Annotated in this window: 10 protein-coding genes; 4 read left to right on the top strand and 6 right to left on the bottom strand. The window is 49.6% G+C overall.

Annotated features, from left to right (window positions below; genetic code table 11):
• Positions 1-80: 80 nt before the first annotated feature.
• The 4 genes from H6F51_16665 to H6F51_16650 form a co-directional block, all read right to left on the bottom strand.
• Positions 81-4,241, bottom strand: coding sequence for a response regulator (locus tag H6F51_16665; protein MBD1824116.1), 4,161 nt, complete (start codon positions 4,239-4,241; stop codon positions 81-83).
• 346 nt (positions 4,242-4,587) lie between these two features.
• On the bottom strand, positions 4,588-5,991 hold the full coding sequence (locus H6F51_16660; GenBank protein ID MBD1824115.1) for a methyl-accepting chemotaxis protein: 1,404 nt from the start codon (positions 5,989-5,991) through the stop codon (positions 4,588-4,590).
• A 14-nt stretch (positions 5,992-6,005) separates the two neighbouring features.
• The gene (locus tag H6F51_16655) at positions 6,006-6,479 is read right to left on the bottom strand and encodes a purine-binding chemotaxis protein CheW (protein ID MBD1824114.1); all 474 of its coding nucleotides are present in this window, start codon (positions 6,477-6,479) and stop codon (positions 6,006-6,008) included.
• An 8-nt stretch (positions 6,480-6,487) separates the two neighbouring features.
• Entirely contained in the window at positions 6,488-8,611 is a 2,124-nt protein-coding gene (locus H6F51_16650; protein ID MBD1824113.1) for a chemotaxis protein CheA, read from the bottom strand.
• Positions 8,612-8,756: 145 nt separating this feature from the next.
• Between H6F51_16650 and H6F51_16645 the strand changes: the two genes are divergently transcribed.
• From H6F51_16645 to H6F51_16630, 4 genes are read left to right on the top strand one after another with little or no spacing between them, the layout of a single operon-like run.
• Entirely contained in the window at positions 8,757-9,050 is a 294-nt protein-coding gene (locus tag H6F51_16645; GenBank protein ID MBD1824112.1) for an IS1 family transposase, read from the top strand.
• A 44-nt stretch (positions 9,051-9,094) separates the two neighbouring features.
• Positions 9,095-9,469, top strand: a complete 375-nt coding sequence (locus H6F51_16640) for a response regulator (GenBank protein ID MBD1824111.1) — start codon at positions 9,095-9,097, stop codon at positions 9,467-9,469.
• Positions 9,469-10,092, top strand: coding sequence for a chemotaxis protein CheC (locus H6F51_16635; GenBank protein MBD1824110.1), 624 nt, complete (start codon positions 9,469-9,471; stop codon positions 10,090-10,092). The genes H6F51_16640 and H6F51_16635 overlap by 1 nt, the downstream gene beginning before the upstream one ends.
• Positions 10,093-10,111: 19 nt before the next feature.
• A complete protein-coding gene (locus H6F51_16630; protein MBD1824109.1) occupies positions 10,112-11,710 on the top strand; it encodes a response regulator in 1,599 nt (532 codons plus the stop codon).
• 107 nt (positions 11,711-11,817) lie between these two features.
• Here H6F51_16630 and glgX read toward each other — a convergent pair whose 3' ends face one another.
• Together glgX and H6F51_16620 are read right to left on the bottom strand one after the other, a co-directional pair.
• Positions 11,818-13,941 (bottom strand): glycogen debranching protein GlgX, encoded by a 2,124-nt coding sequence (gene glgX, locus H6F51_16625; GenBank protein ID MBD1824108.1) that lies wholly within the window; start codon positions 13,939-13,941, stop codon positions 11,818-11,820.
• 216 nt (positions 13,942-14,157) lie between these two features.
• Positions 14,158-15,207: an AI-2E family transporter gene (locus tag H6F51_16620; GenBank protein MBD1824107.1), complete on the bottom strand. Its 1,050-nt coding sequence runs from the start codon at positions 15,205-15,207 to the stop codon at positions 14,158-14,160.
• Positions 15,208-15,432 lie beyond the last annotated feature (225 nt).

Raw genomic sequence — 15,432 nt, 5'->3', positions numbered from 1 at the left:
CGGTATAACAATGTCATGAATGTCTACTGAGTAAACGAGCTACTGCCCTTAATTTCCTGCCCAGGTGGAACTTCAACTCTCTACTTCTCTTTTATTAAGGAGATGATTACATCCACTAACTTCTCCGGCTCCACTGGTTTAGCAACGTGCCCCTGGAATCCTGCTGCGAATGCCTGTTGTTGGTTAAGTTCCCCGGCGTAAGCTGTTAGCGCAATTGCGAGAACATCCCCGTTGTCTTCTGGCGATCGTCTTCTAATCTGACGTAAGAGTTCATAGCCATCCATTTCTGGCATCCCAATATCGCTAATGACAACATCAGGCTTGAATACATCTAAGGCTTCTAGAGCTTCGATCGCAGAAGTTGTCACTTTTATTTCTGCTCCGGCTTGTTCCAAAATGGCAGAAACCAGTTCTCGCATATCGGCTTGATCATCCACCGCTAAAACTTGTAAACCCGCCAGGGGAAAAGCTTTTACTGAGGAGCTTAAAGGCTCAGGCTGACCTGAATTTTCTCCACGCCGATTTTTTGACGCTGGTAATAGAACAGTAAATGTTGCCCCTAATCCTTCTCCAGGACTTTCTGCCTGAACCGTTCCGCCGTGTAGTTCTGTTAAGTGCTGAACGATCGCTAACCCTAACCCCAATCCCCCAAACTTACGGGTTGTTGCGCCGTCCTCCTGTCGGAAGTATTCAAACACATGGGGTAGAAACTGCGGAGCAATTCCTTTTCCGGTGTCTTGAACTTGAATTTGAACGTGAGTATTGGTTTGGGCTAGTCGAATCTCTACGGTTCCGCCTGACGGGGTAAATTTGATTGCATTGCTGAGCAAATTCCAGACCACCTGTTGAAGACGAGCTACATCTCCTGAGACCAGTTCAATCTCACTGGCGATAACCTTCTGTACTTCGATCCCTTTTGCTTCAGCAGACAAGTGTACGGTTTCCAGAGCAGCATCAACGACTGTGACTAAATTGACTGGACAAGCATCCAACATCATTTTGCCGCGCAGAATCCGCGAGACATCGAGTAAATCATCAATGAGTTGAGTTTGCAGCTTGGCATTGCGCTCGATCGTTTGCAGGGCACGCCTTGTTGCTGCTTCATCAAACTGATGCGCTTGCAGCAGCTTTGACCATCCCAGAATGGGATTGAGGGGCGATCGCAGTTCGTGAGACAGCACTGCCAAAAATTCATCTTTAATCCGGTTGGCTTGTTCGGCTTCTCTCCGGGCATTCTGTTCGCGTTCTAACAATTTTTCGCGCTCTTGTTCAGCTTGCTTTCGCTGCGTGATATCTTGCACAACTCCCAGCATTCCGAGAACCTGCCCGAACGAGTCGTACTGAGCACGTCCCTTTGCAGCGATCCATCGTTCTGTTTCATCCGGATGAATCACTCGATATTCAACGTCGTAGTCGCTGTGTTCAGCGATCGCTTGTTCTACCTGTAAACCTGCTCGCTCTCGATCGTCTGGATGAAGGAGCTTTTGCATCTGGGTCCAGGTCATATAAGGTCCTGGTGGAATGCCAAATATCTCAGCCGCTTGCTCTGTAAATGTCACAATGTCGGTTGCTGCGTTCCAGCTCCAGTCTCCCAGTTTTGCAGCCGCCAACGCCAAACTTAACTGCTCAGTACTCTCTTTTAATGCTTTTTCCGCTTGTTTGCGCTCGGTAATGTCTGTACAGGTGCCAAACCAGCGAATGACTTGACCTTGCTCATCCAGCATCGGCAAGGCGCGGGTGAGATGCCAACAGTAGCTGCCATCCGCTCGTCTCAAGCGATGTTCTACGTCATAGCTGGTCTTTTGCTCAGCGGCTTGAGTCCACCGCCTGATACTATCGGCGCGATCGTCGGGATGAATAATGTCCTGCCAGCCCCATCCCTGAGTTTGTGCCAGGGTTAGCCCCGTGTAGTTGAACCAGCGAGGGCTGTAATAATCAACGCAACCTCCTGCATCCGCTGTCCAAACCATTTGCGGAATCGATTCTGCGAGAAAGCGAAAACGCTGTTGGCTGGCGACCTGACGCGATCGACCCAACTCCAAATTCGTGGCCACCCGTGCCAGCAGTTCTCTCGCGCTAAAAGGCTTGACCAAATAATCATCGGCTCCTGCTTCTAGTCCCTCAACGGCAGCTTCTTCACCCGCTCGCGCTGAAAGCAGCAAAATTGGAATCTCGCGAGTTTGGGAATCAGCCCGGAGTTGCCGCAGCAGTTCAAAGCCATCGAGCTTGGGCATCATCACATCCGTGAGTACTAAATCCGGCAATTGGGCACGAGCCGCTTCCAAAGCAGCTTGACCATCGGCAACCGCTTCGACCTCATAGTGTTCCTTCAAGAGCCGTTGCAGGTAGTGACGCATATCCGCGTTGTCATCGGCTAACAAAATTCGGGCAGAAGCGCGAGGAGGTAACGCTGCTGAGTCTTCGCTGCGCTCCACAACCCACTCTAGGGCCTCTTCGACATAAGCCGCTGCGCCTGTAGCCGTTGAAGCCTGGGTTCGGGCGGCTTGAATCTGCTCCGACGGCAGGTGAGCACACCCGATCGGCAATCGCACCACAAAAGTACTTCCTTTCTCCTCCACACTGCTCGCAGTCACCGTTCCCCCATGCAGCTTGACCAATTCCTGCACCAGCGACAGTCCAATGCCCGAACCTTCATAGGAGCGACCCCGCGCCCCGGCAACCCGATGAAACCGTTCAAACAGACGGGGCAACTCATGAGCCGGAATGCCAGTTCCCGTATCTTGGACGACCAGTTCAACCGCAGCGTCTACCGGACGCAGTGATACCGAGATCTGTCCCGCAAAAGTAAACTTGAACGCGTTGGAGAGCAAGTTAAGCACAATCTTCTCCCACATTTCGCGATCGACATACACAGGTTCCGGCAGCGGAAGACAATTCACGACCAGCTGCATTCCTGCTTTCTCGATCGCCGATCGAAACCCACTGGCGAGATCAGCCGTCAGGCTTGCCAGATCCGTTGGCTCATAAACGGCTTGAATCCGCCCCGCCTCAATCCGAGAAAAGTCGAGTAAGGTGTTGACCAGCTTTAACAAGCGCTGGCTGTTGCGATGTGCCACAGCAATTTGTTCTCGTTCAGCAGCAGGCAACTGGTCATTCTGCAGCAAATCCTCGAGCGGATTCAGCATCAAGGTCAGCGGTGTGCGAAACTCGTGGCTGACATTGGAAAAGAAAACCGTTTTTGCCCGATCGAGTTCTGCCAGCATTTCGGCGCGGCGGCGTTCTTCTTCATAAGCCTGAGCATTGCGGATCGACACGGAAACCTGTCCAGCCAACAGCTCATAAAACGACTGGTAGCCCTCATCCAGTGCACGGTTCGGACTGATGCCGCAAATCAGCACGCCTAGCGGGGCAGCCACATTCGACGACGGAATTGGTAAAGCGATCGCCTGGCTCACGCTTTCGTTCCAGGGTCCGCCAGCAATGGTGATGTCCCGATCAAGTTCTGAGACGATCGCGGTTTGACCCGCCATCGCTTTTGCGAGAGACCATCGATCCGCTGTGTCTGCCAGTGCTTCTGAAACCAGAACAGTTGTGGGAACGATCGCCGGATTGCCGTTCATCCCCACGCTGCCGCAGAGCTTTAGGGTTGGGTCGTTGGAGTCGCGCAAGTAGATCAGGGCAAAAGGCACATCCAGCGGAAATTCCGCGATCGTCGCCAGAATATCCTGACAGGTTGCATCCACACTCCGCGTTTCCCCTGCCCGGGCTGCCAAGTCGCGCTGCAAACGCAACCGTCGCTCTCCTAACACCTGCTGCGTCACTTCGCTACAGACACAGAGCATGCCGCGAATCGCACCTGCATCATCTTCAACGGCACTGTAGGACAAACTGAAATGAGCTTCCTCGTTGTAGCCGGAGCGGTTCACGGCGAGCATCTGGTCTTCCACCCAGTTGGGAACCCCAGTCGTCATGACTTCGGTAATCATCGGACCGATCACATCCCAGGACTCAGCTTGAGTTTCCCGGATCGATCGTCCCAGCGCGTAGGGATGTTTCGTGCCAATCAGATTAATATAAGCATCGTTGTAAATCTGAATTAGCTCCTGCTCCCACAGCAAGATCATGGGGTAACGCGAGCCTAACAGCGTACGAACGGTTGATTTTAGGCTTTGCGACCAGGATTCAACAGCCCCCACTGGCGTTTGTGCCCACTCCATTGCCTGCATCCGTGTTCCCATTTCCCCAAACTTGGGAAAGGGACTTGTTCTGTGTCTGTTCATTCGCCTTCCTTTCTCTTCTTCATATTAGGCATTTCGCGGCTCGAGTGGGGGAAGCCGTCAGTCCCGTCCCTTTATAAATATTATGCTTGCTCCTGCTTGCCGCCGTGCCGCCAAAGTCCTTGCCGAACTAATGAATGAACAATTTTTTGAGTTTCCTCTGTTTCACAATGCGTATACAAGCATCCCCAGGTCAAACCTGAAAACGAGAAGAGTATCCTGTTCCAAAATCTGGCAGCTGAATCATTAGGTCATGTTCTAGCGATTATCTTGCTCCCCCTGAACGCTAGAAAGCTTCAATCGACGGTCAAACAGATTGACCGCAGATTCGGGAGTATCAAAATTCCCTTTATATCTGAAATTGACTGATAATCGTTTGTAAGTTGACTGCCATCTGCGCCAGTTGCATTGCTGCTTGAGCCGTGTTACTTGCTCCGATCGTGGTCGTCTGAGCATTTTGAGCCACCACTCCAATATTCTTGGCGATATCTGAACTTCCCTTTGCAGCTTCTGCAACATTACGAGAGATTTCATTCGTCGTTGCCGTTTGTTCTTCAACCGCGCTGGCGATCGTATTTTGAATGTCGTTAATTTGGTTGATCACGGCTGTAATTTGAGTGATCGCTTCAACCGCACCGCTTGTATCCGTCTGAATCGCTTCAATTCGTTGACTAATATCTTCGGTGGCGGCGGCGGTTTGTTTTGCCAGCTCTTTGACTTCATTGGCAACAACCGCAAAGCCTCGACCTGCATCTCCCGCTCGTGCCGCTTCGATCGTGGCGTTTAATGCCAGCAAATTAGTTTGCTGCGCGATCGAGGTAATCACTTTGATCACTTTGCCAATTTCAACGCTGCTTTGACCCAGCTTTGTGATCGTCGCGTTGGTTTGATCGGAAGTTCTGACCGCATCGCTCGCGACTTTTGCGGCTTCTGCTGCGCTTTTCGCAATTTCTCGGATGCTCGCGTTCATTTCTTCGATCGCTGTAGCAACCGTGGCTGCATTCTGGCTCACTTGTTCCGCCGAAGCCGAAGCCGAGGTTGCTTGTTCAGCCGTTTGTCCTGCATTGCCGGTCATTTCATGACTCACAGCAGAAAGTTCTTCGGCTGCGGTCGCGACCGTTGTTGCCACTTCTGTAATCTGCCGCAGCGAACACCGGAGATTTTCGATCATTTGGTTGATGCTGCGGGTGAGGGTGCGAAATTCTCCGGTGTTTTCTGCTTCGATTTGGTTTGCCAAATCTCCTTGAGCAACAGCACAAGAGATCTCAGCAATGCCGCGAACTTGCTCAGTGATATCGTGAGCCATCTGATTGACGGTTTCGATCAGCTCCTGCCAGATTCCTGTTGCGCCTGCGATCGTTGCAACTATTTCCAGATTGCCTTCGGTGCCCATTTCTCTCACAACTCGCGTAAATTCGGCAGTGTAAAGATTAAGCCGATCGATTAGATCGTTGACGATCGGTGCGATTGGGAGAGATTCCTCACTGGTTGACATTTTTTGGCTGAGGTCGCCTTGCGCGATCGCGCTTAACACTTGCTCGGCTTCGCTCATTCCTTGCGTCAGGCTCTGATTGCGGATCATTAACTGATTGAATTCTCGCGCTATCTCGCCGAAGCCGTTGTTCTCATCTAAACGAACCGAGAAATCGCCTGCGTTTGCGGCTTGCATTGCCTGTAAAAGTTGCTGCATATGTGCTTTCATCGCGGTTGCCGATCCAGCGCTTGCTGTTTTTGGGGTTGAATTAGAAACCATCGAGATATCCTTAGTTAATTGAGCGAACTCGTGATTAGGGTTGAATCTGAAAATTTGGTTGAATCTGAGATTTTGATAGTATCCAAGATCAGCAGAACACCTTGCTCAAGTTTGTATGCGCCTTTTAGAAAGCCTCGAATGTGAGCAGTCAAATTAGCAGGCGGCGGCTCAAATGTTTCGCTGTCACAGGACAAGATATCTCCAATGTCCTCAACAATGAAACTGATCACATCGTCGATCGTGTTCACAATCACGTTGTAAGTCGTTTCCTCGCCAATGCCACAGGATGCCGATCGCAGTCCCAATCGACAAGGCAAATCCACGACGGGAATCACCTGTCCGCGCAGATTCATTAAGCCGCAAATGTCTGGAGGCGCGAGCGGAATTCGGGTGAGCGGGGGTTGGCGAATGATTTCTTGCACCTGCTCAATCTCGATGCCAAAGTAGGAACCCTTGAGATAGAAAGTGCATACCTGTTGAATCGTCATTGATTGCTTCACCTCCTGGTTGTGAGTTCGGGAACTCGATAAGGATTGGCTAGCTCGACGATCGCGTCTAAGTCCAAAATTTCAGTAATCTGACCTTGAACCGTTGCATAACAGTGAGCACCCGGACGAATTGCCGCTCCTGTCACCGTCAGCGATTCTTCTACGATGTCGAGAATTTGATTCACCATCAATCCAACAGTGCGATTCTGATCAAGTGTGATCACGACGATCGGGATACTCTCCTCAAACTGATTGAGAGAACGAGGCTTTCCGGTGAAAACGGCTTGTAGATCAATCAAAGCAACGACGCGATCGCTATATTGCATCAGAAGTTGCTGTCCTACTTGTTCAATCCTTGTCCTGGAAATTGTTTCTAGTCGAGTTGCCTGAGTCAGAACAATTCCCATCCGAGTATTCTCAGTCCCAAGCACAATCAGAATCAATTGACGATCGCGTTGTTCTGATTCAGAGACCGCAGTTGAAATGGGAATCTGCTTTTGAACACCTGCATATCGAGCAAGTCCAGCAGCATCAAGGATCAGCGCCGCGGTTCCATCTCCTAAAACGGTCGCGCCTGCAAACATCTCCAGCGACTTTAACTGTTTACTGAGCGGCTTAATCACAATATCCTGAGTATCTTCAATCTCATCCACAAGCAAGCCATAGTGATATCGATCGACGGTAATCACAACGAAATAAACCACATCAGTTGTTGTGGTTGATAGCTGTAGAACGGAAGCAAGATTAACCAAAGGCAGAATCTGTCCGCGCAGTCGATACACAGGAGCATTCAGCACTGTTTCAATGCTTCGATCAATTTGTTCTTTCCCTTCGATTCTCACCAGTTCCTGGATGCTGGCTTGAGGAATTGCAAATCGCTCACCTCCACTTTTCACCAATAGCGTCGGAATAATAGCTAACGTCAGGGGAATTTTCAGGCGAAATGTAGTTCCCTGACCTAATTGGCTCTCAACCTCGACCGTGCCTTTAACCGCTTCAATGTTTCGCCGCACGACATCTAAACCAACTCCGCGCCCAGATAAGCGGGTCACTTCTGTCGCCGTCGAAAATCCAGGCTGAAAAATCAGAGCCAACGCCTCTTGGTCGCTGATTAATTCCGCTTCGGTGGCGCTAATTAAGCCGAGTTGCTGCGATCGAACCTTAATCTGCTGGGGATCAATGCCCGCGCCATCATCGCTGATTTCTAGAATTACTTTGCCGCTTTCTTGAGCGGCTCTTAACTTGAGCATACCGGCAGCCGATTTACCCGCCGCCAGTCTAGCCGTTGAGAGTTCAATCCCATGATCAATACAATTGCGAATTAAATGCGTCAGAGGATCTTTAATCGCTGCAACAAGACTACGATCGAGTTCGGTTTCATCCCCTTCGAGAACCAGCGTCACTTCTTTACTACAGGCGATTGCTAGATCTCGCACAAATCGGGGCAGAGTCCGCCAGAGCGTATGAAGCGACTGCATGCGCGTCTGCATCACCTGATCTTGCAGTTCATTCGTAATCAGATTAATTTGCTGACAGGTTGAAACTAAAGCAGCATCGCTGCTTGTTGCGGTGAGTTGCAGCATTCGATTGCGCGCGAGAACCAGTTCACCCATTAGATTCATCAAATGGTCGAGTAAATCGATTTGAACTCGAATCGTAGAATTAAACGGGGTTAAAGCTTTTGCTTCGGCATCTTCCAAACTTTCTCTGGGATTGATGCCATCGATCGCAGCATCCACCGCGCAAAGCGCCGTTAACGTTGCAATCAAGCTGGAATAATCCTGATTGCCCTCGGTTTTGGTAATTTCGATCGTGCGTAAAATCTGTCGAATCACGTCTGTGAGCTGCAGCAGCACTGTTGCAATCTCAGGAGAAATTCGGCGCTGAGCCGTCCGAATCTTGTCGAGCAGTGCCTCTCCTGCATGAGCGATCGCTTCAAGTTTCGGAAACGGAATAAATCCACAGTTTCCCTTAATCGTATGCAAGGCACGATACATCCGATGCAGCAGAGCGGGGTCAAGAGAGCTATTTTCTAGGTGTAAAACATCCTGCTCAAACTGGGCAAGAATCTCGTGACTCTCAACCAGAAAAACCTTTAAATCTTCTGCATCGATTTCATTCAAAGGCTGCATGTACTCCGGACTCAACAGGTGCCCACTATTCCTATCCTACGGAGGATGAACACGACTCACAATCTACCCTAAGATAGACGTTGATCCAAAAGGAATGCTGAACACTAATGAAAATTCACTTGGAAAATTCACTTGATAGGGGGATATGGATTGTCCAACCTGCGGTTCGACTGAACTCCACCGGAATGGGCACCGCAATCACGTTCAGTGCCACAAGTGCAAACGCTGTGGACGGCAGTTTCTAGCGTCCTACAAACAAACTCGCTACTCAGAAGACATCAAGCAGCTTTGCATTCAGATGTATCTCAGAGGTATGAGTACCCGACGCATCGAAAAAATGACGGATATTCATCACACCACCGTTTTAAGTTGGCTTCGAGGAGTCGATTTGAACGTTTTGGAACTATCTTGCGGAGAGGAACTAGACTCCACAGAATAATATGCGCAATAGTGAAAGGGGTAGGAACCGTGGACGATGCAAATTTGACTTCAGTGCTGATTGTGGATGATGCAGCGTTCTCACGACGGATGCTTCGCAAGTATGTAGAAGCGGAAGGCTATCAAGTGTTAGAAGCCTGTAACGGACAACAGGCGCTAGAGATGGTGCAGCAACATCACCCAAGCTGTATTCTGACAGATTTGCTCATGCCAGATGTGGATGGCTTTCAACTCTTGCAAATGCTACGAGAGCAAGGTGAGACAATTCCGATCGCAATTATCACAGCGGATATCCAGGATGCCTCTCGCGAACGTGGAGTTGCACTGGGAGCCGCAAGCTTTATCAACAAACCCGCAAAAGAAGATCAAGTGCGGCAGACGATTCGCCAACTCTTGCAGCCAGAAGGAGCCGATGTTTGATGCCACTGATTACAGACGAGCAACTGGATGCGCTTCAGGAGTTTATCAACATTGGTGTTGGGCGAGCTGGAGCCATGCTGAACGAAATGGTAGCATCCCCGATCGTGCTGAATGTTCCAGTTTTACAAGTGTTTGATAGCACAACCTTGCAGCAAGAACTAGCAGCGCAGTTTAATGGTCATTGTTTATCCACAGTGGGATTAAAATTCTCAGGCAGCTTTACTGGCAGCGCAGAATTAGTCTTTCCCACGGATAGTGCTGCTGCGCTCGTCTCGCTGTTAACCGGTGAGGAGCGCGATTCTCCGGATCTGGATGCCGTGAAAATTGGTACCTTGACCGAAGTGGGAAACATCGTGATCAACGGAGTGCTCGGATCAATCAGTAACTTACTGCGGCGACAAATGGATTATGCGCTGCCGACCTACTCCGAGGACAAGCTTGACCATCTTCTATCTGAAAATTACCCATTTGAACTCGATACTGTTTTTTTCCTGGCTCAAGCAAGATTTGAGATCGAACAGCTTGAGATTATGGGTGAAATTATTCTAATTTTTGAAATGGCTTCCTTCGATGCGCTCCTGATCTGTATTAATGAAGAACTGAGACTAATCTCATCGTTGTGAGCAGGAGCAGTTCAATCTCATGTCCCACGGTCACGATCGCTTCAGCCTATTAGATCAAATCCCGCTCGGTGTCTGCGTTCTACGCGCTGATTATCAAGTGGTGTTTTGGAATCACTGTCTAGAAGAATGGACAAAAATTCCGCGCGATCGCATTAAGGGACAAGCGATTCGCGAATTTTTTCCCCGGTTTGCTGAAGCCCTGTATGTCAATCGCTTGGCTCCCATTTTTGCAGGAGGCCCGCCGACTATTTTCTCCTCACAACTGCATCACTATTTGATTCCAGTAACGCTGCCAAATGGCAGCAAGCGTATTCAGCACACCACAATTACGGCAATTCCCGCAGATGGGGAAGAAGGGTTCTATGCGCTGATCTCGATTCAAGACGTGACGGATTTAACCTTTCGCGTTCAGGAATATCGTCAGATGCGCGATCGGGCAGTTGCCGAAGCCAAAGAGCGCAAATACGCTCAAGAACGCGCCGAAAGTGCAAATCGGGTCAAAGACGAATTTCTGGCGGTGGTGTCCCACGAACTGCGGACACCCCTCAATCCCATCCTCGGCTGGTCGAAATTACTCGCTGAAGGCAGACTTTCGGGTGCGGCTGTTCAACGCGCCCTTGAGACGATCGCCAGAAACGCAGCCCTACAAGCCCAATTAATCGATGATTTACTCGATGTTTCTCGAATTCTGCGCGGCAAATTAACGCTCGCTCGGCATACGGTCGATCTCGTTCTGATTGTGCAAGCAGCGCTCGATACTGTCCGGTTGATGGCAGAGAATAAGGGGATTGAGATCGCGCTACAGACCGATCGCGCTGCTCCGATTGTGGGAGATACCATGCGACTTCAACAAGTGGTGTGGAACTTGCTCACCAATGCGATCAAATTTACTCCAGAGGGCGGAACGATCGAGGTAACGCTCCGCCGTGAATCTAAGCAAACGGTTTTGTCTGTTCAAGATACGGGAACTGGCATTGCGCCAGATTTTCTGCCATTTGTGTTCGAGGCGTTTCGTCAAGCGGATGCTTCTAGTACGCGCAAAGTTGGCGGCTTAGGGCTAGGGTTAGCAATCACGCGAAATTTAGTTGAGCTGCACGGCGGAACAATCAAGGTGGATAGTGCCGGAGTTGATCAGGGTTCAACCTTTGCGATCGCGCTGCCCAATCCTCAAGTGGAAAATCAGGTGATCAAGTTTCCTCATTCTTTAGAGCCAGGTAAAGACGTGAACCTGGTTGGTGTGCGCGTTCTGATCATTGATGATGAGCAAGATAGCCGCGATCTGATTCAGTTTGTGCTGGAAAGTAGTGGCGCGATCGTGACTGCTACAGAATCAGTTGCAGCCGCGATCGCTGCGCTCAATCGTTACACGCCTGACTTAATTGTGAGTGACTTAGGAATGCCAGAGGCAAATGGGTTTGACTTGATTCAAGCGGTGCGATCGCGCTCCGACGAGGCACAGCGGATTCCTGCGATCGCGCTTACAGCTTATGCGTCTGAACTGACTCAGCAGCAAGCCCTTCTCGCTGGATTTCAGCAGCATCTTGTTAAACCCATTCACCCGGATAAACTGCTTGAAGCGGTCAGCCAGCTAGTGATGCTGAATCGAACCCCCCATTAACGAAAGTTCGATAGAAAGAACTCGCTTCGATGCTGCATTTGGGTTGCCCCTAAATCCCCCACGAGTGGGGGACTCAGAGGAAAGAGGTTCCCTAACCTCAAGTGAGGTCAAGTGAGTTGGCGTAACACAATCAGCGATCGCGCCATCAAAGGAACCGCTTGATTAGAGGCAAAAATCCGCTCCTCTTGAATAAAGCGAGGCTCTTTGGTGTCGATTAGCATTTGCCATTCTTTGTCTGCTAGCGCTTGCGGCAAAATGAACTCAATCGTTTCCCAATAGGCATTAAACAGCAGCAGAAAGCTATCATCTCTAATTTTTTGCCCTTGAGGCCCAGGGCTGGGAATTCTATCACCGTTGAGAAACACGCCGATCGATTTGGGATAGCCTTCTTGCCACTCTTGTTCGGTATGTTCTGTTCCATCCGGGTCAAACCAAGCAATATCCGGAACTCCTCGAATCGCCTGACCCTGGAACCACTTGCGACGACGAAACACCGGATGCTGACGGCGGAAATAAATCAGTTCTCGGCAGAAATTGACCAAATCCTGATTGCCCTTGACCAAATTCCAATCAAACCAGGAGATTTCGCTGTCTTGACAGTAGCCGTTGTTGTTGCCTCTTTGCGATCGACCCAGTTCATCGCCTCCCAACAGCATCGGAATTCCTTGGGACAGCATCAAAGTGACGAGCAGATTTCGCCGTTGCCGCTCCCGGAGCTGTAAGACTTCCGGGTCGTCTGTTGCTCCTTCGACTCCACAGTTCCAAGAGCGATTGTGGCTTTCTCCATCGCGATTGTCTTCGCTGTTGGCTTCGTTATGTTTTTCGTTGTAGCTGACTAAATCATTCAGCGTGAACCCATCATGCGCTGTGATGAAGTTAATGCTGGCATTGGGTCGTCTGCCATTTTGCTGGAAGTATAGGTCGGGACTGCCCGTGAGTCGATAAGCGAACTCTCCTAACGTCTCGTCTTCCCCCCGCCAAAAATCCCGCACCGTATCGCGATATTTACCGTTCCACTCTGACCACAGTACCGGGAAGTTTCCAACTTGATAGCCGCCCTCGCCCACGTCCCACGGCTCAGCAATCAGCTTCACATCCGCTAATATTGGATCTTGATGGATGATGTTGAAAAACGCAGCCAAGCTGTCCACTTCATACAACTCCCGCGCCAGAGCAGAAGCCAGATCAAAGCGGAAGCCGTCTACGTGCATTTCTGTGACCCAATAGCGCAAGCTATCGGTGATCAGCTTCAAGACTTGAGGGTGTCCAGCAGAGAGCGAATTACCACAACCTGTAAAGTCCATGTAATAGCGCTTATTGTCTGCAACCAGATGATAGTAATTTCTGTTATCAATTCCCCGCAGCGAGAGCGTCGGCCCCAGATGATTGCCTTCCCCAGTGTGATTGTAAACTACGTCGAGAATGACCTCAATCCCAGCTCGGTGCAAGGCTTTCACCATTTCCTTAAATTCAGCCACTTGTTGCCCTAGCGTCCCACCAGCACTGTAAGCGGCGTGAGGGGCAAAGTAGTTGATCGAGTCGTAGCCCCAATAGTTCTTCAGTCCTTTGTCGGCAAGATGTCCTGGGTAGGCGAGAAAGTGGTGAATCGGCATGAGTTCAACTGCCGTAATTCCCAGTCGCTGCAAGTGTTCGATCGCGGCTGGATGCCCCATGCCCGCATAGGTTCCTCGTAGCGCTTCAGGAACATCTGGGTGTAGCTTCGTGAAGCCTTTGACATGAACTTCGTAGATAATTGTTTCATGCCAGGGAGTCCGCAATAGCTTATCGCCTTCCCAATCAAAGGATTGATCCACCACCACCGATTTAGGCATCAATGGAGCGCTATCAAGTTCTGAAAACGATAGATCTGCATCCGGACTATTCCAGTCATACCCGAAAATCTCAGGACCGTTCCGCACGTCTCCGTCGATCGCTTTGCCATAAGGATCAATAAGAAGCTTGTTAGGATTGAAGCGAAATCCTTGTTCTGGTTCATAAGCTCCATGCACCCGATAGCCGTATCGCTGCCCTGGCCCTACACCAGGTAAATACCCATACCACACAAAGTTATTCACTTCGGTCAGCTTTACCCGTGTCTCTTGATCGTCGCGATCGAACAGGCACAATTCAACCGCAGTTGCATTCTCAGAGAACAGGGCAAAGTTGGTTCCTTTTCCATCCCAATAAGCACCCAGGGGATAGACGTTACCAGGCCATACGGAAACATGCATAGGGGACTTTCGCTTAAAATCTAGGCGTGAACAATAATGTGGCAGACTGGACGATCGCTGAATGATTTACAGCCATCAGGCTCGTTTCTCAATCCGCATATTTTTTGACAATAGGGATTACTAACGCTGTTGTCTATCGCTCTAGGGGTGGAATCGATCAGAGTGGGGAGTAGAGATCGCTCTATCTGATTGGTTCTTCACCTTTGTCGTCAGCTTTTAATCTCCTTGCGCTTCTTCAAGATGTAACAGACTGACAATGACACCCGCGATCGGCACCGACAAAAAGATTCCTAGTAGCCCTGAAACCCTTGTTCCAACTAAGAGCGCAAAAAACACAACGACCGGACTGAGATGAACAGTGCTTTGCATGATACGCGGAGAAATGAAGTTATCCTGCAACTGTTGTAGAATCACGCAAACGGCTAGAACTTTGAGCGCGGTCAGCCAGCCACTCTGCACCAAGATAACCAAGCAAACAAGAGACACCCCTAACGTCGCTCCAATTCCAGGAATGAGGTCAAACACTCCAACAGTAACCGCAAGCAAAAACGAAAATGGAATCTGAAACAGAACAAAAACCAGAAAAGTAGCAACACTCAGGAGAAACGAAACCAGTAATTGACCTCGAAGAAAGCCGACAAAGTTTCTTTGTACTGCGGTAGCGACGCGGCTTCGATGTTGAGTTGGAACTAATTGCAGCACGAGTTGCCACAGTTTTGCACCATCAATCAGCATGAAAAAGGCAACTACCAGCACAATAATAAAGGTCACATAGTTCTGGAAAAGAATTGGTAGAGACTGGATTGTCCAATTTAAGCTTGATATAAATGCGTTGCGAATTTGAGCTTCGATCGCATCCAGATTCAGGGGAATATTGCGGGCTACCAGAGCATTTTGCAACTGATCGAGCGGATTGTTTGCGCTATTTAGCGTCTGGAGCAACAAGGTTGCTAATTGCTGAACCTGATCGGCTAACGTAAGCGCGATCGTCACAATGGCAACAATAATAAAAATCAGGCTTAACGCAATGACAAGACTCAACGCAATACTTCTTTTAACAAAGCGCTCTAGATAGCGGACTGGATAGTTGAGCAGAAGTGCCAGAATTGCTGATAACGCAAATACAAAAATCACATACTCAAAATACTGAAGTAGCGCAACAAATACCCAGCCAGAGGCAAAGAACAGCAGAAATCGAACCAAAGCATTCGTGCTGATTCGGCTCCACAGGGACTGATGATTTGTGGGGTCTGGCAGTTGATCCATGAAGGCTACCTTTTTGACGATCGATCACAAAGCAGGGCGTACTGTTAGCGATAGGGAGGTCATACTCTACTCGACATCGCAAGCATCCAGGATACGTCAAAGGAATTACTCAATCGATCTGCCTAAAAGTCTCCAGACTAAAATTTTTAGTTAAACAATAATGTAGTGAGCAAAGTAGCTATAGCGAGATTTGCATGAAGCGAAGCTAAAAGGCTTCTATCAATA

It is taken from the genome of Cyanobacteria bacterium FACHB-DQ100 (assembly GCA_014695195.1).
Lineage (GTDB): Bacteria > Cyanobacteriota > Cyanobacteriia > Leptolyngbyales > Leptolyngbyaceae > Leptolyngbya.
This window is presented reverse-complemented; position numbering and strand designations above follow the sequence as displayed.

Coding starts and splice junctions, on each gene's coding strand:
- H6F51_16655 (MBD1824114.1), bottom strand. CDS start 6,479: ATGACGATTCAACAGGTATGCACTTTCTATCTCAAGGGTTCCTACTTT.
- H6F51_16650 (MBD1824113.1), bottom strand. CDS start 8,611: ATGCAGCCTTTGAATGAAATCGATGCAGAAGATTTAAAGGTTTTTCTG.
- glgX (MBD1824108.1), bottom strand. CDS start 13,941: ATGCATGTTTCCGTATGGCCTGGTAACGTCTATCCCCTGGGTGCTTAT.
- H6F51_16665 (MBD1824116.1), bottom strand. CDS start 4,241: ATGAACAGACACAGAACAAGTCCCTTTCCCAAGTTTGGGGAAATGGGA.
- H6F51_16620 (MBD1824107.1), bottom strand. CDS start 15,207: ATGGATCAACTGCCAGACCCCACAAATCATCAGTCCCTGTGGAGCCGA.
- H6F51_16630 (MBD1824109.1), top strand. CDS start 10,112: ATGTCCCACGGTCACGATCGCTTCAGCCTATTAGATCAAATCCCGCTC.
- H6F51_16660 (MBD1824115.1), bottom strand. CDS start 5,991: ATGGTTTCTAATTCAACCCCAAAAACAGCAAGCGCTGGATCGGCAACC.
- H6F51_16645 (MBD1824112.1), top strand. CDS start 8,757: ATGGATTGTCCAACCTGCGGTTCGACTGAACTCCACCGGAATGGGCAC.
- H6F51_16635 (MBD1824110.1), top strand. CDS start 9,469: ATGCCACTGATTACAGACGAGCAACTGGATGCGCTTCAGGAGTTTATC.